The following is a 23,713-nucleotide window of genomic DNA, read 5'->3' as shown; positions in this document are numbered from 1 at the left end:
CTGCAACCGTCATACCTTGCGCCAGACGCTCGCCAGCCACGGCTGTTGCTCCCTCGGCAATCCCGGCGGTCGGTAGTAATGCTCGACTTCACTGAACCCGGCCTCGGTCAGCAAGGCACTCCACGATTCCAGATCGTGAAATGACCCGTACCGCTCACCCTGCCAGCCTTCCTGATTACTGCCCCGGGGATTTGAGCTGAAGAGCACGCCGCCGGGCTTGAGTGCCGCTCGCAATTCACGCAGCACCCGAGGCAATTCCTGACGCGGCACGTGGAACAGCGAGGCATTGGCGAAGATGCCGTCGAAGCGTTCTGCGGGCAGATCAAGTTCAAGGAAGTTCTGGTGAAGCACGGCACAGCCGCTGTCGGCACGGGCCATCTCGGCGAAGCGTTCAGAGCCATCCAGGCCAGTCGGGATGTGGCCCATAGCAGCGAATGTCTGCAGATCACGCCCTGGTCCGCAGCCGAAATCGAGAATCTGAAACGGTGCCGGGCCAGTGATATTGCGAAGCAGCGCGTCGATGTTCTGACTGACGTCATGATCGCGGGTCCCTTCGCGAAAGCCCTCGGCGACATCGTTGTAGTTGCCGAGGGTGGTGGCCGTGATCTGAGCGAGGTCGGTTGGATCGAGTTTCATGAGGCGGTCGTCTGGGCGCGGAAAGCCGTCAATATACCCCCGCTCAGGTTTTGATCAATTGCTCAGCAAGGATCAAATCAACCACCTCGTCGATGGTTTCGATCCGTGCCCAATCTTCAGGCGTTGGTTTCAGTTTGTATTTCCACTTCACCTGCATCATGAAACAGGTGAGGTCGTCATCTATGATGTCGAAGTCGCGAATGAAATTGGTGGTGTGCGTGACGTTGTTTCGCGGGATAAAGCCAATGATAGAGACAAAAAGCTCAATCACTTCCTGAGTCAGTTGCGCCCGATCAGCTTTGTTTTGCATGTCTCGCCTCATATGCACACAGACCTATGCTCACCAGGTCGAATACTGCCAGCCCTGCAGCCACGAAGGGAATTCCTCTTCCGATAACGCCGAAGACCCTTACTGTGCCGAAGGTGGCTTTTGCCATCCTGGCGGCTCTCGGTTGGCGGATGAGTGTGCGGGGGAAGAAGCGCATGCCGATCAGGCTGGCGAGGTTGGTCGTTCTGCTTGAGCCAGCGTGCACCCATGTTCCAACGGCTGTCTTGCTGATGGGAATTCCTGCTGAGGCCGTAATCGCTGTCGCGGCGGTCAGGCCGTAATGCTCCTTCGTGCACTCCCAAAGCGTTTCAAACGTGGTTTCGGGTAACGATGAGTTCGTACGTACCCCTTCAATTACCTCATGCGCAATAGCACCCGTTGTCCACGACTGCGAAGGGAGTATCAACGTGCCTGGGCATGGTCATCATCGAGCTTCGCAAATTGAAAGTTACCAGGCTGGAAGGCCCGAGATTCACCCCTTCTCTCTGCAACTCATGACGGTGCTGAAAACAGCGTCTGATAGTTCCTTCTCTTGCATCTGCCAGTCTCCCAATGCTTCAACTTTCAAGGCCTGCAAGGCTAGCGGATTTAACTGAAGCAATTCCTTGCTCGAAAATAAATGGAGCTTTCGCACCTTGTAAGAGGAAAAATCCTACCCATTCACCGCTTATTCAAACGCAACGCCAATCGATCCCCGCCCAGCTGAATCACCGCCACCAATATCACCAGCAACACGATTACGGTGAGCATCACTTGCGTGTCAAACCGCTGATAACCGTAGCGATAAGCGATGTCCCCCAGGCCACCGGCACCGATGGCACCGGCCATGGCCGATGAATTGATCATCGTCACGATGGTGATGGTAAATCCGCCAACGATGCCCGGCAGTGATTCAGGCAGCAGCACGTGCCAGACGATGTGCCAGCGGCGACAACCCATCGCTTGTGCCGCTTCGATCAAGCCATGGTCAACTTCGCGCAGGCTCACTTCCGCAATGCGCGCGAAGAATGGCGTCGAGGCAATGGTCAGCGGCACCACCGCCGCCCACACGCCATAGGTCGTGCCGACGATCAGCCGCGTGAACGGGATCAGCGCCACCATCAAAATCAGGAACGGCACCGAACGGAAAATATTCACGAACGCGCCCAGCACCCGGTTCACATTGGGTGCTTCAAAGATGCCGCCCTTGCCGCTGGTGACCAGAACCACCGCCAGTGGAATGCCCAGTATCAACGCGATCAGCGACGACACGCCCACCATCAGAAAGGTGTCGATGACGCCCTGCCACAGACGATCAAGCCACATAACCCAGTACCTCCGCGTGCTGCGCGTGTTTGCGGGCGCGACTGAGCAGTTCTTCCGCCGACAGCGGCGAATGACTCACCGCCAGCAGCAGATGACCCAATGCACGCCCTTGAATGCGTTCGACGCCGCCATGCAGCAGACTCACCCGCCCGCCAAAGGCGCTGAACAACGCTGAAAGGTCAGGCTCTTTGCCGTCGCTGCCGGTGAACTGCAGATCCAGCACAACGCTGGCGTGATGCTCGAAAGGGTGCGGCTGCAAGCGTGCCTGCACATCCTCCGGCAGCGCGTGTTGCAGCGGCGCCAGCAGCGTCTTGCTCACTTCATGCTGCGGGTTGCCGAATACCTGCCAGACCGGGCCTTGCTCGACAACTTCACCTTTTTCCAGCACCACCACGCGATCGCAGATTTCCCGGATTACTGCCATCTCGTGGGTGATCAAAATGATCGTCAGCCCCAGGCGCTGGTTGATCTCGCGCAGCAGGCCGAGAATCGATTGGGTGGTTTCCGGGTCGAGGGCCGAGGTCGCCTCGTCGCACAGCAGAATGGCCGGGTCATGCACCAGCGCCCGGGCAATGCCGACGCGCTGCTTCTGCCCGCCTGACAACTGCGCCGGATACGCCTTGTGCTTGCCTTCCAGCCCGACCAACTCCAGCAGCTCGGCGACTTTGCGCTGACGCTGCGCCTTCGGCACGCCCGCGACCTTGAGCGGCAGCTCGACGTTCTGCCACACGGTCTTGGCCGACATCAGATTGAAATGCTGAAAGATCATGCCGATGCGTCGGCGCAGCTCCACCAACGTGTCTTCGTTGAAGTCGCCGATGTCCACCTGATCGATCAGCACGCGCCCGCTGCTGGGTTTTTCCAGACGATTGATGGTGCGGATCAGCGACGATTTGCCTGCGCCGCTCCGCCCGATGATGCCAAACACCTCACCGCGCTGGATATCCAGATCGATGCCCTGAAGCGCCGGCACCGGCCCTTGCGGACCTTCATAGACTTTACACAGATTGATGAAGCGCACATGGGCGCGGTGCTTTTCCGGGTGCAGGTCGGCTTGCTCGGCGGCATGAGGGGTAGCAGCCTCAAGCGCTAAAGCGCGTTGCGCGGATGCAGTCATGATCAATTCTTCCAGCCAACCTGATACAGCGAGCCATTGACCTTATCCAGCGAGGCGCGCACGACAGGCGAATGTTGGTAGATGTCGATGAACTTGGCCAGACGCGGGTCATCATTGTGGTCGGGCTTGATGACGAACTGAATCACGTACTCCGGGTGATCAAGGCCGTCGAACAGAATCGCCGAGCCGGCATCGAAGGTCTTCGACAGACGAATGTAGGCCGGGTAGCCCTGCACCAGATCGGCATCGTCATAGGCGCGCACCAGTTGCACGGCTTCGACCTGGATCAGCTTGATCTTCTTCGGGTTGGCGGTGATGTCGTCTTCGGTGGCCTTGTAACCCACGCCCGGTTTCAACGTGATCAAGCCGGCCTTGGCCAACAGTTGCAGGCCGCGACCGCTGTTGATTGGATCGTTGGCGATTGCGACGGTGGCGCCGGTTGGCAGCTCATCGAAGCTTTTGTACTTCTTCGAATACAGCCCGACGTTGTTGATGATGCCCGGCGCGTACGGCACCAGATCAAAACCCGACGCCGCTTTGGCGTTTTCCAGAAACGGGATGTGCTGGAAGTAGTTCACGTCGATGTCGCCAGCGTTGAGGCTGACGTTAGGCGCGATCCAGTCGGTGAATTCCACCAGCTCGACCTTCAGGCCTTGTTTATCGGCTTCGGCGACGGCCGCTTCCAGCGGTATGGCAAACGCGGCCGTGGTGCCGACTTTGAGCGGTTGATCGGCGGCGTGGGTGACGCCGGCAAACAGGCCCACGGACAGCGCGAGGGTGAGGAGGGTTTTGGTCATGGCGGGTAATCCGGGTCAGTGGTCTGGTTTGAATCTTGGGTGTTTGTGAGGCCGTCTTCGCGGGCAAGCGCGCTCCTACACGTCGGGGCGCGTTCTGTAGCTCGCCCCCGCGTGCCGTTCAGGCAGCCTTGCGTCGCCGTCCTCAAACAGCTTCTCGCGCAAGGTGCCGTGTTCGTACGCGGTCTTGTATGAGCCCCGTCGTTGCAGCTCCGGGATGACCAGGTCGATGAAATCCTCGTAGCTCTCCGGGGTGACGATGCGGGTGAGGTTGAAACCGTCCAGTCCGGTTTCGGCGATCCACGATTCCAGCTCGTCGGCGACCTGCTCGGGCGAGCCGATCAGCGTGATGTAACGGCCGCCCAGGGCGTGCTGATCGAGCAACTTCTGGCGGGTCCAGTCGTTGTTCTTGAGAATCTTCGTCGCTGACTGAATGGCATTGCCTTTCACGTGCTGGATCGGCTCGTCGAGCTCGTAGTCGGCGAAGTCGATGCCGGTGGACGCAGCAAAATGCGCAAGCCCGGCCTCGGCGCTGGCGTAGTTCAGGTACTCCGCATGCTTGGCCCGCGCCGCTTCTTCGGTGGCGCCGACGATGACGTTGAGACCCATGAAGACCTTGATGTCATCGGGGTTACGCCCGGCGGCCACGGCGCTGGCACGGACCTTGTCGACCTGCTCGCGGGTCGCGGGTTTGTTCTGCGCGCTGATAAACACGCACTCGGCGTTGCTGCCGGCAAACTGCAAACCGCGCTCGGAACTGCCCGCCTGAAACAACACCGGCGTTCGCTGCGGCGACGGCTCGCACAGGTGATAACCCTCCACCTGATAGAACTCGCCGCTGTGTCGCACGTAGTGGACTTTTTCCGGCTGGGCATAGATGCGCGCCTGACGGTCCTCGATCACCGCGTCGTCCTCCCAACTGCCTTCCCACAGCTTGTACAAAACCTCCAGGTATTCATCGGCCTGGTCGTAGCGGTGGTCGTGTTCGATCTGCTCGGTCAGGCCCATCGCGCGTGCGGCGCTGTCCAGATACCCGGTGACGATGTTCCAGCCCACGCGTCCGCGTGTCAGGTGATCCAGCGTCGACATGCGCCGGGCGAACAGGTACGGGGCCTCGTAGGTGAGGTTGGCAGTCAGACCGAAGCCGAGGTTTTTGGTGATCGCGGCCATGGCTGATACCAGCAGCAACGGATCATTCACCGGCAACTGGATCGATTCCTTCAGCGTCACGTCCACCGACTTCTGATAGACGTCATAGACCCCGACGATGTCCGCGATAAACAAGCCGTCGAACAGCCCGCGCTCCAGCAACTGCGCCAGATCTGTCCAGTATTCGAGGGTCTTGTACTGGGTCGACGTGTCTCGGGGGTGTGTCCAGAAACCGTGATTGATGTGGCCGATGCAGTTCATGTTGAACGCATTGAGCAGGATCTTTTTCTTGCTCATCAGATCGTCCCCCGGCGTGGCGGGTTGACGTCATTGAGGTAGTAATTGCCGATGGCGTAATACTTCCAGCGCACCGGGTCGTGCAACGTGTGAACCCGCGCGTTGCGCCAGTGCCGGTCAAGGCCGTGCTCCGCCAGCGTGGCTTGGGAACCGGCGAGTTCGAACAAGGTGCTGCCGGCTTCCAATGAGATTTCGGTGCTGATCGCCCGCGCTTCCGCGACCGCAATCGATGCCTGCGCCAGATTTTCGGGCGTGGTCTCGGCCTGCGCCCGATCAAGGAACTCGCCCGAACGTTCGAGCAAGGCTTCGGCGGCGTGCAGACGAATGCCGAGTTTGCCGAAACTGTGCAGCGTCAGCGGGTCATCGACGGCTTTTTCGATGCCGGAGTCGATCCACGGCCGAGTGCGGGTACGCACGAAATGCAACGCGTCTTCAAAGGCAGCGCGGGCGATACCGGTGTCGATGGCGGCATGGAGGATCTGCGCCAGCGGGCCGACGGTGGTCGGGCGCTCGAAGGCGGTTTGAAACGGCACCACGTCATCGGCTTCGACATACACGTTATCGAACACCACCGAGCCGCTGCCGGTGGTGCGCTGGCCGAAGCCGCTCCAGTCGTCGATCACACTTAGCCCCGTTGCGTTCGACGGCACAAACGCCAGCTGCTGCACGCCATTGTCATCAACCACCGAGGTCGGTATGCGTTGGGCGTAAAGCGCGCCGGTGGCGTAGAACTTGCGGCCGTTGATACGCCAGCCATTGCCGCTGCCGTCGCGGCTCAGGCGGGTGGTGCGGTCGTGGGCGGTCTTGGTGCCCAATTCAGCCAGCGCGTTACCGAAGCGCTGACCGGCGAGCACCTCGGCGTACAGTCGCGCCTGCTGTGCCGGGCTGCCGTTCACGCGCAGTACTTCCAGCGCGTAAAAATGATTCTGCGGAATCTGACCCAATGAGGCGTCGGCGGCAGAGATGATGCGAATGACTTCGGCCAGGGTGACATTGGACACGCCGGCGCCACCAAAGGCTTTAGGTACGCTGATGCCCCACAGTCCCGAGCGGGAAAACGCTTCCAGTTCCTGATGCGGCAGGCGCCGTTCACGATCACGCGTGGCGCTCTGTTGTTTGAACTCTTCCGCCAGGGTGCGGGCGCTGTGCAGCGCCTCGGCATCGTCGCGAATGATCGCGGTCACGGCGGTCGCCTGCGTGTCACGCGGCAAGGTTTGAAGGCTCATAGGTGTGCTTCCAGTTGTCTGGTTATATCCAGGAATGACGAGCAGGCAGGGTGCCGTTCAGGTGCCATGCGCCGACGGCGTGAACCTTCCAGCGCACCGGGTCGTGGAGGGTGTGAACCCGCGCATTGCGCCAGTGACGATCAAGATTGAATTCGGCCAGCGTCGCGCGACTCCCCGAGAGCTCGAACAGCTTTTCGCTGGCTTGCAGGGCGATTTGCGTGGTCAGCACCTTGGCTTCGGCGACCACGATGGACGCCCGCGCCGCCGACTGTTCGTCGATGGGTTCGGCGGCAATCTCATCCAGCACCCGCCCGGCCTTGCGCAGCAGCGCTTCGGCGGCGTGCAGCTCGAGCTTCAATTTGCCGATGTCGGCGATCACATACGGATCGTCGCCGGCACGCTCGACATTGGCGTCGATCCAGGGCCGTGAACGCTCGCGCACAAAACGAATGCTTTCGTCGATGGCTTCCCGGGCAATGCCTGCATCAATGGCGGCTTGAATCAGCTGCGAAACCGCGCCCTGAATGTTCGGCGCCAGGCCCAGCTTCCAGTTATCAACGACCCGTTCGCCACTCACGCGCACGTTTTCCAGCAGCACGCTGCCGCTGGCGGTGGTGCGCTGACCGAAGCCGGACCAGTCGTCGATGATGTGCAGCCCCGGCGTCCCGCGTGGCACGAACACCAGCACTTGTTTGCCGTCGTCATTAATGGCCTTGACCGCCACCCAGTGGGCGAACAGCGCGCCGGTCGAGTAGAACTTGCGGCCGTTGAGCAAAAACTGATCACCGTCTGCGGTCAGTCGCGTGCGGACGTCGAGGGTGTTTTTGGTTCCGCGCTCAGGGCCGCCATTGCCGATACGTGCGCCGCCGAGCACGCTGCCGAACAGGGTGTGTTTCTGGGCCTCGGTAGCGCTGCCGATCAGCGAATAGAGGATGCCGAAGTGGTTCTGTGGAATCTGGCCCACGGCAGGGTCAGCTGCCGAGAGAATGGCGAAGACTTCGGCCACGGTCACGAATGACACCTGCGGCCCGCCGTACGCGCGCGGCACCGAGATGCTGCCCAGGCCACTGCGGGTAAACAGCTCGATTTCCGACCAGGGCAGTTGCCGCTCGCGGTCTCGCGTGGCGGCATGGGGACGTACGACGGCGGCCAGTTCATGGGCCGCAGCAATGGCGTCGGCGTCGTTGCGCACTATGTTGGCAGGGAGCAGGGGAGGAGCCACGTCCAGGGTGTGCTGGACAGAAGGGGCGCTCAGATCAGTCATGGTGGTGACCTTTACGAGCGCGAGCACTGGGATCATTGTGCTGAACCATTCGAACCTCGAATCAATACCGCTGTGGCGGCGAGAAAATTGACGATGGTCCGGTGGTCCGGTGCATATACCCTAAGCGCGTATAAAAATTAAATAAACTCACATTTAGGAATAAGCATAGAAGGTGAAATAGCGGCTGACGTTGCCAGCGCCGTGGCTTGCGTGTAGGTCAGGCATGACCCGAAGGCCAGCGCCAGAATCACGTACTTGACGATATGTCTGCAGGGCATGGCGAACACCTCGTGAAGGGTTTCACCGCAGGCTAGCAGCCCGTTTTCGCGTAGTGAGGGGGGAAGCTGTAGGACGCTGTTGCAGATGATGTGGGAGGTTTCTTCTCCGTTGCTGATCTGTGGAGTTGTTCACGGTTGCAGAACGCCAGGTGGCGGGCAGCAGACGTGTCGCAGCGCTTCGATGGTGCGCCGCGACAGCGTCCTGGACAGGGCCGATATCAAGTTTCGGCCTCATCGGTCATGTCGGTCGATACCTTGATCAGCCGCGCCGGCGCCCAGCGCGAGTTGTTGCCGACCCGGTCAATCACGCAGTAGCTGACCTCTAAATGGGGATCATCGCCGGCCTCGCGCACCAACTCTGCCGGTACCTCGACAACGATGGGCAGGCCAACGTCGTCCTGGGTAAGCGCTGGCAAGTCCAGACGCATGTCGCCCCAGCGAAGGGTGATCTCATCGTAGGCATCCATGTTGGGATAAGCGTCGAGGGTGAGTTGAACGCCCTCATTGAAGTGGCACGCGGTCAAACCGTCCTGCATGACCGAGTCGGCGAACGTCACCGGTGCCAGTCCCTGATTCTCATCGCCCTCGCCGCTGACCAATTGACCGCCGGGAGTCTCCAGTTTGACCCACACCTTGGCGCCAGGAGACTTAATGGGTTCGCTGCCAATTTTGGTAACGCGATAGTAGGTTTTAACTTTTCCACTTCGAAGAAAACTTTCGGGTACATGTAGGACGGATGTATGCCCGATGTCGGACTCCGATAAAAGTTTTGACGCGGCATAACAGCCTCCCCAAAACAATTCGATCAAGTCACCGCAGTCCATCTCTGGCCAGGGAGCAATGTGTACCTGCAGGTCGGCCGCCGCAAGGGCGCCAATCCCGTGCTTGTTCGACTGCGGCAGATACGGGGCCATCAACTTGAAAGACTGAGTGATTACAGGGGTGTGGATCATCTTTTAATACTCTTCGAATGTGGGCCTGGTTCAGGCATGTCAGGTGATTTATTCATCGTAGCTGCAATGTGGAAACGACTGGCGCTAGTACACGCCGGGATACACAGGCATGGCAAACATTACAAATGGTGGCAATTAGTGAATTGCTGTTTTTAAGAAGTGAATGAACTGAGGGCGTTTTCAGCTAATTGTGTTGCGGTGTTTGTGTCAATGAGGATTAACGTTTTAAACGCTGTGTGGGGCAAATGGAGAAGTTTCCTACACTCGACTGTCCCATGTTGAGAGGGGAGATGGGAGATGCGACTGCGGTCCTGCTTCAACGGGAAAGCGTGCAGGTACAACGGCCAGATGACGGACGGGAAGTGTGTGATGGAGTTATTTGTTGACGTAAAAATGGTCAATCAACGGTGCGAAGAGTGTTGGCTGTTCTTATAGAGAAAGTAGATAGGTTCGCGACGGGTCGTCGGAGTCGAAACAGTAGAACTTTTAGTGGATCAACGCTTTTCTAAATATGAACGACAAAGAAAACGGCGCCTGTTGGCGCCGTTTTGAACACATAACGTGTCGGACTAATTCCTGCTGCGCTCAAGAAACTGCCTTGTGCGTTCTTCTTTGGGATTGGCAAACAGCTCTTTCGCCTCACCTTGTTCAACGATGACGCCCTTGTCGATGAAGATCACCCGGTTGGCGACGTCCCGCGCGAAGCTCATCTCGTGGGTCACGATCACCATCGTGCGTTTCTCCAGGGCCAGTGCGTGAATCGTATTCAGCACCTCGCCCACCAGCTCGGGATCAAGCGCCGACGTCGGTTCATCGAACAGAATGACTTCCGGCTCCATGGCCAGCGCACGGGCAATCGCCACGCGCTGTTGTTGGCCGCCGGACAGACGGCGCGGATAAGCGTCCTCTTTACCCGCGAGGCCGACCTTCGCCAACAGCGCGCGGCCCAGTTCGATGGCCTGCTCGCGCGGCATCTTCTTGACCACTGTCGGGCCTTCAATGACGTTTTCCAGCGCGGTGCGGTGCGGGAACAGATTGAAGTTCTGGAAGACGAACCCGACATGCTGGCGCAGCTGCCGGATCAGACCCTGCTGCTGGCTCAGCGGGCGACTCAAATCGACCTTGATGTCGCCCACGACAATGCTGCCGCTTGTAGGCACTTCCAGCAGGTTCAGGCAGCGCAACAGGGTGGTTTTACCCGACCCGCTAGGGCCGATGATCGCCACCACCTCGCCAGGCTCGACCGTCAGGTCAATGCCCTTGAGCACTTCGTTGCCCTTGAATTGCTTGGTCAGTTTTTCAACCGTGATCATGCCTCAGGACTCCACATCGTGGCGGTTGGCCCGTGCTTCCAGGCGATTTTGAAAATGCGCCAGGATGCTGCACAGCACCCAGTAGATCACCGCAACGGTGAAATACATGGTGAAAATTTCCAGCGTCCGCGAAGAGATCAGCTGCGCCTGGCGGAACACTTCCGGCACCTGAATGGTGGCGGCCATCGCCGTGTCCTTGACCAGTGAAATGAAGCTGTTGCCCAGCGGGGGCAACGCGGTGCGTGCAGCTTGCGGCAGGATGGCGCGGCGCATGGTCTGGGCGCGCGTCATGCCAATGCTCGCGGCGGCTTCCCATTGCCCTCGGTCCACTGAACCGATCGCGGCCCGAAGGATTTCGCAGGCATACGCGGCCATGTTCAGCGACAGACCGATCAGCGCTGCAGTAATCGCGTCCAGTTCAATCCCCAGGTCCGGCAGCCCGTAATAAATCATGAACAGCTGGACGAGAAGCGGCGTGCCGCGGAAGAACGACACGTAAACCCTGGCGACCGCACTGATGACCCAGATCTTCGACAAACGCATCAGTGCCAGGCCGAAGCCCAACACCAATCCGAAGAACATCGACCCCAGGCTCAAGCCCACCGTGTAATACGCGCCCTTGAGCAGAAAGGGCGCGGAGTCCAGCGCGAGCTGAAGGCTCTCTGGGATCATTTGGTCACGTCAGCCTTGAAGTACTTGTCCGACAGCTTGGCGAGGGTGCCGTCGGCGCGCAGCTTGTCGATGGCTTTGTTGACCGCATCCAGCAATTCAGGCTCGCCCTTGCGCAGTGCGATACCGGATTCCTGACGGGAGAACGGTTCGCCGGATACCGCCAGCTTGTCCTTGGTCTTGGCGACCAGTTCCAGTGCAGCAAGGCGGTCGACGAGGATGGCGTCGATGCGACCGACACGCAGGTCCTGATACTTGGTCGGATCATCGTCATAGGTTTTGACGATGGCATCAGGCACGTTGGCTTTCAGCCACTCTTCGTAGTTGGTGCCCAGGCCAACACCGACTTTTTTGCCTTTCAGGTCTGCAGCCGTTTTGATCACGCCGACGTCTTTGGTCTGCACCAATGCTTGAATGCCCGACACTGTGTAGGGTTCGGAGAAGTCGTATTTTTTCTTGCGCTCGTCGGAGATGGTCACTTGGTTGATCACAACGTCCAGACGCTTGGATTCCAGCGCGGCCAGAATGCCAGCCCACGGCGTGGCTTGCAGCTTGACCTTGACGCCCAGCTCCTTGGCCAGCGCTTCAGAGAACTCCACTTCAAAGCCGGTCAGTTTGCCGTCTTCACCCACGAAGCTGAACGGTGGATAAGTGCCTTCCAGGCCGACATTGAGGGTTCCATTCTTTTTGATCGTTGCCAGTTGTTCGCCAGCGACAGCCTGGCTGACCAGACCGGTGCCCAGCACCAGGCTGAAGGCCGACAACAGAAAGGTGCGGCGGATTGCAGACATGTTCATGAAAGTCCCCTGTTTTAATTGGAATGTCAGGCAAGTATCAGACCCGACGAAGCTACGTTGGCATCACGCGTTTATCCAGCTTTTTCAGTCGCCTGCGAGGCTCTGCGCGCCGGCTGGCGGCGATCATAAGACCCGCATCAGGAGATGAAAAATAATAAAAAGCGGATTGCTTATCAGTTTTTAGAATATGGCGCCCCCGCGACCCTTTGCGCGGGAGCGTGACGAAGGCTCTATCCCGCTGAGAAGACGCCCTGATACGCAAACAAGGCAGGCGCGCCGCCGGTGTGGAGAAAGACGATCGGGCCGTCTTCGAAGCGCTGCCGGCCAATGCCGTCGAGCAGTCCGGCCATGGCTTTGCCGGTGTACACCGGATCCAGCAACAGCCCTTCATGACTGGCCACCAGCCGGATCGCCGCCAACGTGCCGGCATTCGGCTCGCCGTACCGTGGGCCAAAGTATTCATCCCACAGCTGCACCTTGAACGCGGCGGGTAAGGATTCGCCCAGCAGTTCGACGGTTTGCTCGGCCAGGCGCTGAACCTTGGGCGCCTGGGTTTCTTCCGGGCGCGACACGGTTACGCCAATCACCGGCAGCTCGGGCAGTTCTTCCGCCAAGGCTAACGCCAGGCCGCTGTGAGTGCCGGCACTGCCCGACGCGAGCACGACGGCTGCGAATGACAGCCCGCTTTGCTTGATTTGCTCGGCCAGTTCAAAGCCGGCCTGCACGTAACCCAGTGCCCCAAGGGCATTCGAGCCGCCGATCGGCACCAGGTAGGGCTTCTTGCCACTGAGACGCAGCCGGCTGGCCAGGGCGTGCAACTGGTCGTCGGCATTGTCGAGGTTCTCGACCAGCTCGACCTTGGCATCGAACAAGTCCAGCAGCAGGCGATTGCCGTTGCCCAGGTAATTGCTGTCGTCAGTCGCAATCGGGTTTTCCAGCAGTGCAACACAGCCCAGGCCAAGGCGTGCGGCGAGGGCGGCGGTCTGGCGCACGTGGTTGGATTGAATGGCGCCCGCAGTGATCAACGTGTCGCACCCTTGAGCCAGGGCATCGGCCGCGAGGTATTCCAGCTTGCGCAGCTTGTTGCCGCCCATGGCCAGCGGCGTGATGTCGTCGCGTTTCACGTAAATGTCGCGGCCGGCCCAGGTCGAGAGGCGTTCCAGCTTTTCAAAAGGCGTCGGACCGCCGAGCAATTCCAAACGATTAAAACGGGCGAGCTGTTGCTTGATCATGGTGGCGTCGACAGGTCTGCAGTTGAGTCGCAGGACTATAGGCAGACGTTTCCCACAGGGCAACAGCCCGCCGTCCTCCATCCCCTGCGCAGAAGCCCTCCGAAAATAGTTATTTTTTTGCCGCGAATGGATGTCGTAGAGTGATTCCACTTCGGCCTTCACAGCCTGACTCGCCGTTGAATTGAGGAGAAATCTGCGTGAGCACTATTCCCGACCTGTCCCCGGAATCCTGCGCCGAGGGCGTGACCGGCCACTGGCAACTGCAGCGGATTGTGGGCGAATTGCGCGCCGCGCGTGATGACTGGCGTACCAGCAACGGCCGGATCAGCGGCGAGAAGGGTGGCCGCGAGCTGCCGTCCCGCGAGGCCATGCGCGACATTCTTGATGCGCTGTGCGGCGCGCTGTTTCCGATGCGGCTGGGGCCGGTGGACCTGCGCGAAGAGAGCGAGGACTTCTACGTCGGCTACACCCTCGACGTGGCGCTGAACTCGTTGCTCGATCAGGCGCGGCTCGAACTGCGCTACGCCGCCCGGCAGAAAGGCCAGGATGCCAGCTGCGCGGATGTGCATGCGGAACGGTTGATTCAGGATTTCGGCAGCGCACTGCCGACGATTCGCCGCATTCTCGACACTGACGTGCTGGCGGCGTATCACGGTGACCCCGCCGCGCGCAGTGTCGATGAGGTGTTGCTGTGCTACCCGGGCATTCTGGCGGTGATTCACCATCGTCTGGCCCATCACCTTTATCACAACGGTTTGCCCTTGCTGGCGCGCATCAGCGCCGAACTTGCCCATTCTGCCACCGGCATCGACATCCATCCCGGCGCGCAGATCGGCCCGAGCTTCTTCATCGATCACGGGACAGGCGTGGTGATTGGCGAGACTGCAATCATCGGCGAGCGCGTGCGCATTTATCAGGCCGTTACGCTGGGCGCCAAACGCTTCCCCTCCGATGAAGACGGTCAATTGCTCAAGGGCCATGAGCGTCACCCGATCGTCGAAGACGACGTGGTGATCTATGCCGGCGCGACGATTCTGGGGCGCATCACCATCGGCAAGGGCTCGACCATCGGCGGCAACGTGTGGCTCACGCGCGGCGTGCCGGCGGGCAGCAACGTCAATCAGGCGAGTCTGCAGCACGAGGATGGCTGTCCGAAGTAGCCCTTCATATCCCAAATCCAGGGACGCGCACACTGGCCTTTTCCCGGCTGAAGCCGGTCCCACTAATTGACCGCATGCATCTTGTAGGACCGGCTCTTGCCGGGAAGGCGTCAGTCGCCATATCGCAAATCTTCGGGTGCCCACACTGGCCTCTTCCCGGCTGAAGCCGGTCCTACTAATCGACCGCGTACATCGTGTAGGACCGGCTTTAGCCAGGAAGGCGTCAGTCGCCATATCGCTAAGCCTCCCACGATTTGTTCAGTGCTTTGAAAACCCTCCCAAACCCACGGAACGAAAGGCTTTCGCCGTCCGTCCTACCCTCGCCTGAGAGAGCGTCACGCCCTGTGCATTAGTCTCCGGCCGCTTTTTCGTGTTTTAATTGAACGTTCAATCAAGTTAAACCGGTGGTTCGCTGCCCGCTGATCTCAGGAGGCCTACCTTTGCCGCATACACGTTGCATGATCGATCCCCTCGCCCGCGCGGCGGTATTCATATGAATAATTCGAGCACTCCGAACAGCACGCCTGTTCGCATGAACGGCCCTGTTTTCTACTTTGCCGCCAGCTTCATCCTGATCTTCGGACTGGTCGTGATCGGTTTCCCGGAAGCCTCGGGTGCCTGGTTGCTCGCCGCGCAGAACTGGGCCGCCAACACCGTTGGCTGGTACTACATGCTGGCGATGACCCTGTATCTGCTGTTCGTGGTTGTCACCGCGATTTCAGGTTACGGCAAGATCAAGCTTGGCGCTGACCACGACGAACCCGAGTTCAGCTACCTGTCCTGGGCCGGCATGCTGTTCGCCGCCGGAATCAGCATCACGCTGTTCTTCTTCTGTGTGTCCGAGCCGTTGACCCACATGCTGCAGCCGCCGCAGGGCGAAGGCGGGACCACACAATCGGCGCGTCAGGCCATGCAGCTGCTGTTTCTGCATTGGGGCCTGCACGGTTGGGGCGTGTTCGCGTTCGTCGGCATGGCACTGGCCTACTTCGCGTATCGCCATAACCTGCCGCTGGCATTGCGCTCAGCGCTGTATCCGTTGATCGGCAAGCGCATCAACGGCCCGATCGGCTATGCGGTCGACGGCTTCGGCATTATCGCCACCATCTTCGGCCTCGGTGCCGACATGGGCTTTGGCGTACTGCACCTGAATTCTGGGCTGGACTACCTGTTCAACGTGCCGCACACCCAATGGATTCAGGTCGGCCTGATCACCCTGATGATGGGCGCGGCGATCCTCGTAGCCATCGCGGGCGTCGACAAGGGCGTGCGCGTCATGTCCGACATCAACATGCTGTTGGCCTGCGCGCTGCTGCTGTTCGTGTTGTTTGCCGGACCCACGCAGCACCTGCTCAATACGCTGGTGCAGAACATCGGCGATTACCTCGGCGCATTGCCGGTCAAGAGCTTCGACGTGTATGCGTACGACGGGCCGAGCGACTGGCTGGGCGGCTGGACGGTGTTCTATTGGGCGTGGTGGATTGCCTGGTCGCCGTTTGTAGGCCTCTTCATTGCGCGTATTTCACGCGGTCGCACCATTCGCGAATTCGTCTGTGGCGTGCTGCTGATCCCGCTGGGTTTCACCCTGGCCTGGATGTCGATCTTCGGTAACAGCGCCATTGATCTGGTGCTGAACCACGGGATGGCGGCGTTGGGCCAATCGGCCATCGAAGATCCGTCGATGACCCTGTACCTGATGCTGCAGACGTACCCTTGGAGCCGGACGGTCATTGCCGTGACGGTGTTCATCAGCTTCGTGTTCTTCGTGACCTCGGCCGACTCCGGCACCGTGGTGCTGTCGACGCTGTCCGCCAAAGGCGGCAGCCCGGACGAAGACGGCCCGAAATGGCTGCGCGTGTTCTGGGGGGTGATGACCGCGCTGATCACCAGCGGCCTGCTGTTCTCGGGCAGCATCGATGCACTGAAGTCTGCTGTGGTGCTGACCTCGTTGCCGTTCTCGCTGATTCTGCTGCTGATGATGTGGGGGTTGCACAAGGCCTTCTACATGGAATCCCAGCGCAAAATCGCGCAGCTCTATTCGCTGGCACCGGTTTCCGGAGCCCGGCGCGGCGGCTGGCGTCAGCGTCTGACCCAGGCTGTGGCATTCCCGTCGCGTGATGAGGTTTACCGCTTCCTCGATCAGACCGTGCGTCCGGCGATTGAAGAAGTGACGGCAGTGTTCGTCGAGAAGGGCCTGACCGTCGTGACTCAGCCGGATCCGGCCAATGACACCGTGGGCCTGGAAATCGGCCACGGTGAAGAGCGTCCGTTCGTGTACCAGGTGACCATGCGTGGCTACTTCACGCCGTCTTTCGCACGCGGCGGCATGGGCTCCAAACAGCTGAACAACCGCCGCTACTACCGCGCCGAAGTGCACCTGAGCGAAGGCAGTCAGGACTACGACTTGGTGGGCTACACCAAGGAGCAGGTCATCAACGACATCCTCGACCAGTACGAACGCCACATGCAGTTCCTGCACCTGGTGCGTTGAGGCTGCTTGTTTTGCAGGAAAACGCGTGCCCGCGACGGTGTCGTGTCAGTCACCTAACCGGAGACTGAGACGACATCTTCGCGGGCACGCGCGTTTCTGCAGCTTGGTTTTTTACGCCAAGCCACCATTCGCCCGCAGTACCTGCCCATTCACCCAGCCTGAATCCGGGCCGGCAAGGAAGGACACGACGCTGGCGATATCTTCCGGCTGCCCCAGGCGTTGCAACGGCGGCATGTTGGCGAAGTGCTGGATTTGCTCCTCGCTCTTGCCTTGCAGGAACAGTTCGGTCGCCACCGGCCCCGGCGCAACCGCATTCACGGTGATATTCCGCCCGCGCAGCTCCTTGGCAAACACATGGGTGAAGGCCTCTACGGCCGCCTTGGTCGCGTTATAGATCGCGTAGCCCGGCAGGTTCAGCGCCAGCGCAGTGGTGGAGAAGTTGATGATGCGGCCGCCGTCGTCCATCCGCGCGCCGGCTTCGCGCAACGTGTTGAAGGTGCCGCGGGTATTGATATTGAACGCCTGATCGAACTGCTCATCGCTGGTGTCTGCCAACGGCAACGCCTTCATGACGCCCGCGTTATTGACCAGCACATTGACCTTGCCCAACTGCGTTTCCGTTTGCTCGAACAACTGGCGTACTTCGTCAGCATTGGCAACGTCAGCCTCGATCGCGATGGCCTGACCCCCCTCGGCATTGAGCTGCGCAACCAGGGCGTCGGCCTCTGCCGCGCTGCTGGCGTAGTTCACCACCACCGCAAACCCGTCGCGGCTCAGGCGCCGGGCGATCTGCGCACCGATACCACGGGAGGCGCCGGTGACGATGGCGACAAGGCGAGGGGTGTCTGGCGTTGACTGCGTCATGGTGAGTCTCCAATTCATTTGAAAGTGGATGCAGCTTCACACGCCTTAGCGCGCTGATAAATGCCCCAGAAATGCCTTCGTTGTTCGGTTGAAGCGAACAATGGGATGCCCATTGCTGGCTATCGGCGCTGAGGGGTGGCATCCGTCCACTCGTTGGAACCCCCTCACCGCAGAGAAATCCGAGTAATCTCGCAGGTTCGTTTTGTGACCTGACTTCCATACAAGAAAGAGAGGACTGGATGACTTACATCGCTGCCGAAAACCGTTATGAACGCATTCCCTATCGTCGCGTAGGCCGCAGCGGCCTGGTGTTGCCCGCGCTCTCCATGGGGCTGTGGCACAACTTCGGCGACAGCACGCCGATCGACACCCAGCGCGCCATGCTGCGCACGGCCTTCGATCTGGGCATTAACCACTTCGACCTCGCCAACAACTATGGCCCGCCCTACGGCAGTGCCGAGATCAACTTCGGCCGCCTGCTCAAAGAAGACTTCAAGCAGTACCGCGACGAGCTGATCATTTCCAGCAAAGCCGGCTGGGACATGTGGCCGGGGCCTTACGGACAGGGCGGCGGATCGCGCAAGTACGTGCTCGCCAGCCTCGACCAGAGCCTGCAGCGCATGGGTCTGGACTACGTCGATATCTTCTATTCCCACCGCTTCGACCCGGACACCCCGCTGGAAGAAACCGCGAGCGCGCTGGCCACCGCTGTACAGCAGGGCAAAGCGCTGTATATCGGGATTTCGTCGTATTCGGGCGCCAAAACCCGGGAAATCGCAGGCCTGCTGAAAGAGTGGAAAGTGCCGCTGCTGATTCATCAGCCGGCGTATAACCTGCTCAATCGCTGGGTGGAAAAAGACCTGCTGGACACCACCGAAGAACTCGGCTCGGGCGTCATCGCGTTCACCGCACTGGCCCAGGGGCTGCTCTCGGACAAATACCTGAACGGTATTCCGAAGGACGCGCGGGTCAACCGTCCCGGCGGCGGCTCGCTGCAGGCGGGGCATTTGTCGGAGCAGAACATCGAGCACGTGCGTGCGCTGAACGAGATTGCCAAGCGTCGCGGCCAGAGTCTGGCGCAGATGGCACTGGCCTGGACGTTGCGCGATCCACGCGTCACCTCTGCGCTGATCGGTGCAAGCCGTCCGGAGCAGATCATCGAGAACGTCGGCGCCCTGGACAACCTTGAGTTCAGCCAGGAAGAGCTCGCTGAGATCGATCGGTTCGCGGTGGAAGGCGGGATCAACTTGTGGGAAAAGCCTTCTTCGGCGCAATGACGCCGCTGGCAGAGGTATCAACCGTTGCCGGATACACCACGATGCTGCGTAACAGCTTATAAGGTACCCAGAAGTGGATGTTGGCTGATCCCTGATCGGCGCAAGGCAGCATGTGAGCGCTCAACAAAGGGCGCCACCCGACGACAAAGAAAGCATCGAGACGTGTCTTCATGACCGTCTCCCTGCTTGTTCGATGATCCTTGGGTCGTTGGAATCCCTCGGTGTGACGGGCCAGACACGGCTCTGCGCTGGCGCCTTCACGGCCGGTCGTGGAGCCACCTCGGCGGGTGCGGCGTTGTGATATTCGGGGTGGTGGTGCTGGAAGTCGATAGCCGCCTGAATGATCAGGGCTTCGCTGAAACGAGGCCCCCAGAATGCAGCGTTGATGGGCAGGTCCGTGTCTACGCCTGAACGCCCATACCCAATGGGAAAGGTGACGACGGGCAAGCCCAGGCCATTGGGCAAGTCATAGAAATTTCGCCTCACCTGCATGCCTTTCTCTTCGTTTGGCACCTCTTGATTCAGTCGTTTTCCTACATGAGATCCCAAGGGCATGACCAGTAGAAAGTCGACGTCCTGCGCGTCCAGCGTTGCTTGCCATAGCGCCAGATGCTCGCGGCGCAGGGCTTCTGCCTGGAGCCGCATTGCGTACGGCAACTGCTCCGGGACCGGGTGCATATAGGTTGTGTCAAACAGACGTTCCAGCTCCACGCGAACCTCGTCAGGACGGTTTTGAGCGAACTCAAGCACCGCACCCCAGTAGTTCGCTTCATATTGCAGGCAATAGCTCGTGACCTTCACCGGAGATACCGCCATGTAAGGCTCCTGAATAATCGCAAACTCATAGTTTCCCCGTACATAGGGGCAGTTTCGTTCGTCAAGGAGGTCAAGTCCTTCAATCTCGATCACTCGCGCGCCCAACGCTCTGAGTTGGCCTTTGAAGCGTTCAAACGCCTCTCTATAGTCTTGGTCGTAGGTCTGTGCAGGCGGCGGGGTAGCCGTTGGATTCCTGGGGTCAAACATCCAGTCGGTCTGCGGAATGCCGATAGTGATTCCTTCCAGCGGGGCCGCTCCTGGAGAAGGCTGAATGCTGATCGGCGGCAACTGGGACGGAACGCCCAGGGACAGGACATCACCTTCGGGGTCAGGGCCACTGATTGCAGTAAAAATCAGGGCGGCGTCTGCTACCGATCGCGCCATGGGCCCGACCACGTCCCATCCCATGGTCAGCGGCATGACTCCGGAGTTTGGAACCCGTGCAGATGAGGGCTTGATTGCGCTGGTGCCGTTTGCAGCGGCGGGAATGAGAATCGAGCCTGCAGTTTCTTCTCCCAGTGCTGCGGCGCACAGCCGTAATACCGGGGCTATCGCCGAGCCTGAACTCGAGCCTCCGGGGACCCGGGTGATGTCCCAGGCGTTACAGCCAAAATCGCCGTTGGTGCTGCCTGAGCGTTCCGAGCAGATCGTGTGGCCAAGGATCACTGCACCTTGATCCACCAGCCTCTGAACCACTGTGGCATGTTTATGGGCAATGTTGCCGGTAAACAGGTGAGTACCGTTTTTACTCTCCAGCCCTTCTATGGCGATGGAATCTTTGATCCCCAACGGTATTCCACACAGTAGAGGTGCCGGCCCCCTTGGGTCGTTGGCGGAGGCGATCCACTGGTCAGCGGCCCAGGCCTGCTCAAGCGCGGTGTCACGAGCAATCCGGACGAAGGCGTTGTAGCCACCGTTTTCATCGTAGGTTTCAAGCGGGCCGTTGAGCTGGTCGATTCGCTCAAGGTAGGCAAGGGTGATCTGCTCAGAGGTGAGCTCGCCGCTGCGCAACAGTGCTGCCATTTCAACGATTGAATAATCGACGATCCGCGTCTGTCTGGCGATGGAGTGGGGTGGGCGTCGGTTGAATGACAGCCGATCGCTCAGCTGTTGCCAGAGTCCTTTCACTTGGTTGAGCTCCCTGTCTTTCCTTGATTCAGGGAGCTAATCACTTATCCAACGGTTCGTAAACTGTCAGAAATGACAGTTCACTCAGGCCTCATCCCCCTCATCGTCGTCCCCGCCATCGATCTTCATGCCCAGCTCCTTGATCTTGCGGGTCAAGGTATTGCGGCCCCAGCCCAGCAGCACCGCGGCGTCGCGACGACGGCCGGCAGTGTGCTTGAGCGCGGTCTCGATCATGATGCGTTCGAACGTTGGCACGGCGCTGTCCAGCAGGCTGGACTGGCCACGGGCCAGCGCTTGATCGGCCCATTGGCGCAGCGCTTGTTCCCAGTTGGTCACCGGAGCAGCGTCCTGCGGCAGGCTCAGCAGTTCAGGCGGAAGATCGCTCACATGCACTTCGCGGCCCGACGCCATCACCGTGATCCAGCGACAGGTGTTTTCCAGCTGGCGGACGTTGCCCGGCCACGGAAGGTGCTTGAGGTATTCCTCTGTTTCCGCTTTTAACAGCTTGGGTTCAACGGCCAGCTCCTGCGCCGCGCGGCTGAGGAAGTGGCGTGCCAATGTCGGGATGTCTTCACGGCGGTCGGACATGCGCGGGATGTGAATGCGGATCACGTTCAGGCGGTGGAACAAGTCTTCCCGGAACTTGCCGGCCTGGACCAGCGTTTCCAGATTCTGGTGAGTCGCCGCAATGATGCGCACGTCGACTTTGACCGGCACGTGGCCGCCCACCCTGTAGAACTCGCCGTCGGCCAGCACGCGCAGCAGTCGGGTCTGGGTATCGGCCGGCATGTCGCCGATTTCATCGAGAAACAGGGTGCCGCCGTCGGCCTGCTCGAAACGCCCGCGCCGCAGGTTCGCCGCGCCGGTGAACGCCCCTTTTTCGTGGCCGAACAGCTCGGACTCCATCAAGTCTTTCGGAATCGCAGCCATGTTCAGTGCAATAAACGGCGACGCCGAGCGCGGGCTGTGGCGGTGCAGGGCGTGGGCAACCAGTTCTTTACCGGTCCCGGACTCGCCGTTGATCAGCACGGTGATGTTGGAGTGGCTCAAGCGGCCGATGGCGCGAAACACCTCCTGCATCGCCGGCGCTTCGCCGATGATTTCCGGCGTGCGGGTCAGGGCTGGCGGAACGGCCAGGCCTTGCTGTTCCTGAGCGTGCTGGTTGGCGCGTTTGACCAGCGAAACGGCTTCGTCAACGTCGAACGGCTTGGGCAAGTACTCGAACGCACCGCCCTGATAGGACGCCACGGCGCTGTCGAGGTCCGAGTGAGCGGTCATGATGATGACCGGCAGGCGCGGATGCTGTTCGCGAATGCGCGCCAGCAAGTCCAGGCCGCTGGCGCCGGGCATGCGGATATCGGAAATGATCACGTCCGGCTGCTGGCGGGCCAGTCGGCTCATCACGCCATCGGCGCTGTCGAAACTTTGCGTGGTCATGCCCTCTTGTTGCAGGGCTTTCTCCAGTACCCAGCGGATGGAACGGTCGTCATCGACGATCCAGACAGTTTCACTACGGCTCATGTCGACGCTGCTCCTTGTTCCAGCGGCAGGAAGATCGAGAATGTTGTATGGCCAGGATGGCTATCACACTCGATCAGCCCCTGGTGCTGACTGATGATGTTCTGGGTAATGGCAAGGCCCAGCCCGGTGCCATCCGGGCGGCCGCTGACCATGGGATAAAAAATAGTTTCTTGCAGCTCCGGCGGAATGCCGGGGCCGTTGTCGATGATTTCGATCTTGCTGACCAGACGATGGCGCACGTGGCCGATGGTGAATTGGCGCATGGCGCGAGTGCGCAGGCTGATGCGGCCCAGACGCAGCTCGTTCTGGCTGCTGATGGCCTGCATGGCGTTGCGCACGATGTTGAGCACCGCCTGAATCATCTGCTCGCGGTCGATCAGCACATCGGGAATGCTCGGATCGTAGTCGCGCACGATGGTGATGCATCCCTGACTTTCGGCTTCGACCAGGCTGCACACGCGCTCGAGCACTTCATGCACGTTGGTCATCGCCAGCATCGGCAGCTTGTTCGAGCCCAGCATGCGGTCGACCAGATTACGCAGGCGATCGGCCTCTTCGATAATGACGTTGGTGTAGTCCTTGAGGCTCTCCTCCGGTAGCTCGCGTGCCAGCAGCTGCGCGGCGCCGCGAATCCCACCGAGGGGGTTCTTGATTTCATGGGCCAGGCCACGCACCAGCATTTTGGTGGTTTCCTGCTTGGACAGCTGAGCCTCTTCCTTGGTGATCCGCAGCAAGCGGTCACGGGGATGGACTTCCAGCAGCAGCATGGTCTCGGCCTGGGAAAGAATCGGCGTCACGGCGTAATCGACCGTCAGCGTTTGGCCGGTGAGTGCGGTCAGCATGGCCTCACGCTTGGTAAACGGATGCGCCTGTTCGACTGCCTGACGAAGCGAACTGAGCGCTTCGGCAGATTCGGTGAACAGTTCGCTGATGAATTGTCCGTGGCTGCGCTGACCGCTGATGGCCAGCAGCATTTCAGCGGCAGGATTCATGTACTCGAGGCGCAGGTCCGAGTTGAGCAGAATCGTGGCAGTGGTCAGGTTGTCGAGTAACAACCGATGCAACGCATCGCTGATAGTCATGAATCCCGGTGACCTCTTT

The 23,713-nt window shown here is 60.1% G+C and carries 21 protein-coding genes; 3 read left to right on the top strand and 18 right to left on the bottom strand.

The genetic code is table 11. From position 1 onward, the window contains the following. Nucleotides 1-9: 9 nt before the first annotated feature. From L4G42_RS07185 to L4G42_RS07125, 13 genes are all read right to left on the bottom strand, one after another. Entirely contained in the window at nt 10-636 is a 627-nt protein-coding gene (locus L4G42_RS07185; RefSeq protein WP_237252862.1) for a class I SAM-dependent methyltransferase, read from the bottom strand. 43 nt (nt 637-679) lie between these two features. Further along, entirely contained in the window at nt 680-946 is a 267-nt protein-coding gene (locus L4G42_RS07180) for an acyl carrier protein (RefSeq protein ID WP_237252863.1), read from the bottom strand. Between the two features lie 678 nt (nt 947-1,624). Next, a complete protein-coding gene (locus L4G42_RS07175) occupies nt 1,625-2,269 on the bottom strand; it encodes a methionine ABC transporter permease (protein WP_237252864.1) in 645 nt (214 codons plus the stop codon). Continuing rightward, a complete protein-coding gene (locus tag L4G42_RS07170; RefSeq protein ID WP_237252865.1) occupies nt 2,259-3,386 on the bottom strand; it encodes a methionine ABC transporter ATP-binding protein in 1,128 nt (375 codons plus the stop codon). Before L4G42_RS07170 ends, L4G42_RS07175 begins: the two co-directional genes overlap by 11 nt. Before the next feature lie 2 nt (nt 3,387-3,388). Further along, nucleotides 3,389-4,183, bottom strand: coding sequence for a MetQ/NlpA family ABC transporter substrate-binding protein (locus L4G42_RS07165; RefSeq protein WP_237252866.1), 795 nt, complete (start codon nt 4,181-4,183; stop codon nt 3,389-3,391). Nucleotides 4,184-4,258: 75 nt separating this feature from the next. Beyond that, complete coding sequence (locus L4G42_RS07160; protein WP_237252867.1) at nt 4,259-5,626, bottom strand: LLM class flavin-dependent oxidoreductase; 1,368 nt, start codon at nt 5,624-5,626, stop codon at nt 4,259-4,261. Next, entirely contained in the window at nt 5,626-6,837 is a 1,212-nt protein-coding gene (locus tag L4G42_RS07155; RefSeq protein WP_237252898.1) for an SfnB family sulfur acquisition oxidoreductase, read from the bottom strand. The genes L4G42_RS07160 and L4G42_RS07155 overlap by 1 nt, the downstream gene beginning before the upstream one ends. Nucleotides 6,838-6,874: 37 nt before the next feature. Next, on the bottom strand, nt 6,875-8,116 hold the full coding sequence (locus tag L4G42_RS07150) for an SfnB family sulfur acquisition oxidoreductase (protein ID WP_237259762.1): 1,242 nt from the start codon (nt 8,114-8,116) through the stop codon (nt 6,875-6,877). 496 nt (nt 8,117-8,612) lie between these two features. Then, nucleotides 8,613-9,347, bottom strand: coding sequence for a hypothetical protein (locus L4G42_RS07145; protein WP_237259763.1), 735 nt, complete (start codon nt 9,345-9,347; stop codon nt 8,613-8,615). Nucleotides 9,348-9,916: 569 nt separating this feature from the next. After that, nucleotides 9,917-10,660 carry an L-cystine ABC transporter ATP-binding protein TcyN gene (tcyN, locus tag L4G42_RS07140; protein WP_237252870.1) on the bottom strand — a complete coding sequence of 248 codons (744 nt, stop codon included), beginning with the start codon at nt 10,658-10,660 and terminating at the stop codon, nt 9,917-9,919. Nucleotides 10,661-10,663: 3 nt separating this feature from the next. Then, nucleotides 10,664-11,332 (bottom strand): cystine ABC transporter permease, encoded by a 669-nt coding sequence (gene tcyL / locus L4G42_RS07135; protein ID WP_133775647.1) that lies wholly within the window; start codon nt 11,330-11,332, stop codon nt 10,664-10,666. Beyond that, entirely contained in the window at nt 11,329-12,126 is a 798-nt protein-coding gene (gene tcyJ, locus L4G42_RS07130; RefSeq protein ID WP_237252871.1) for a cystine ABC transporter substrate-binding protein, read from the bottom strand. Before tcyJ ends, tcyL begins: the two co-directional genes overlap by 4 nt. A gap of 230 nt (nt 12,127-12,356) precedes the next feature. After that, nucleotides 12,357-13,358 carry a D-cysteine desulfhydrase gene (locus tag L4G42_RS07125; RefSeq protein WP_237252872.1) on the bottom strand — a complete coding sequence of 334 codons (1,002 nt, stop codon included), beginning with the start codon at nt 13,356-13,358 and terminating at the stop codon, nt 12,357-12,359. 215 nt (nt 13,359-13,573) lie between these two features. Between L4G42_RS07125 and epsC the strand changes: the two genes are divergently transcribed. Both epsC and betT read left to right on the top strand, forming a co-directional pair. Further along, nucleotides 13,574-14,518, top strand: a complete 945-nt coding sequence (gene epsC / locus L4G42_RS07120; RefSeq protein ID WP_272904028.1) for a serine O-acetyltransferase EpsC — start codon at nt 13,574-13,576, stop codon at nt 14,516-14,518. 532 nt (nt 14,519-15,050) lie between these two features. Further along, nucleotides 15,051-17,006 (top strand): choline transporter BetT, encoded by a 1,956-nt coding sequence (gene betT, locus L4G42_RS07115; RefSeq protein ID WP_237252900.1) that lies wholly within the window; start codon nt 15,051-15,053, stop codon nt 17,004-17,006. Nucleotides 17,007-17,117: 111 nt separating this feature from the next. On the opposite strand, the gene L4G42_RS07110 is transcribed toward betT, so the two are convergent. Next, entirely contained in the window at nt 17,118-17,870 is a 753-nt protein-coding gene (locus L4G42_RS07110; protein ID WP_237252873.1) for an SDR family oxidoreductase, read from the bottom strand. Between the two features lie 239 nt (nt 17,871-18,109). Between L4G42_RS07110 and mgrA the strand changes: the two genes are divergently transcribed. Then, complete coding sequence (gene mgrA / locus L4G42_RS07105; protein ID WP_237252874.1) at nt 18,110-19,147, top strand: L-glyceraldehyde 3-phosphate reductase; 1,038 nt, start codon at nt 18,110-18,112, stop codon at nt 19,145-19,147. On the opposite strand, the gene L4G42_RS07100 is transcribed toward mgrA, so the two are convergent. From L4G42_RS07100 to glnL, 4 genes are all read right to left on the bottom strand, one after another. Then, nucleotides 19,113-19,319 (bottom strand): hypothetical protein, encoded by a 207-nt coding sequence (locus L4G42_RS07100; protein ID WP_237252875.1) that lies wholly within the window; start codon nt 19,317-19,319, stop codon nt 19,113-19,115. The two genes, mgrA and L4G42_RS07100, sit on opposite strands and share 35 nt — an antisense overlap. Next, complete coding sequence (locus L4G42_RS07095) at nt 19,316-21,091, bottom strand: amidase (RefSeq protein WP_237252876.1); 1,776 nt, start codon at nt 21,089-21,091, stop codon at nt 19,316-19,318. The genes L4G42_RS07100 and L4G42_RS07095 overlap by 4 nt, the downstream gene beginning before the upstream one ends. A gap of 84 nt (nt 21,092-21,175) precedes the next feature. Beyond that, nucleotides 21,176-22,612: a nitrogen regulation protein NR(I) gene (ntrC, locus tag L4G42_RS07090; RefSeq protein ID WP_237252877.1), complete on the bottom strand. Its 1,437-nt coding sequence runs from the start codon at nt 22,610-22,612 to the stop codon at nt 21,176-21,178. Further along, nucleotides 22,609-23,694 (bottom strand): nitrogen regulation protein NR(II), encoded by a 1,086-nt coding sequence (gene glnL / locus L4G42_RS07085; protein WP_074890143.1) that lies wholly within the window; start codon nt 23,692-23,694, stop codon nt 22,609-22,611. Before glnL ends, ntrC begins: the two co-directional genes overlap by 4 nt. Nucleotides 23,695-23,713: the final 19 nt, after the last annotated feature.

Source organism: Pseudomonas petrae, assembly GCF_021728295.1.
Taxonomy (GTDB): domain Bacteria; phylum Pseudomonadota; class Gammaproteobacteria; order Pseudomonadales; family Pseudomonadaceae; genus Aquipseudomonas; species Aquipseudomonas petrae.
The sequence above is the reverse complement of the archived record's forward strand: the minus strand, read 5'-3'. Positions and strand labels throughout refer to the sequence as shown.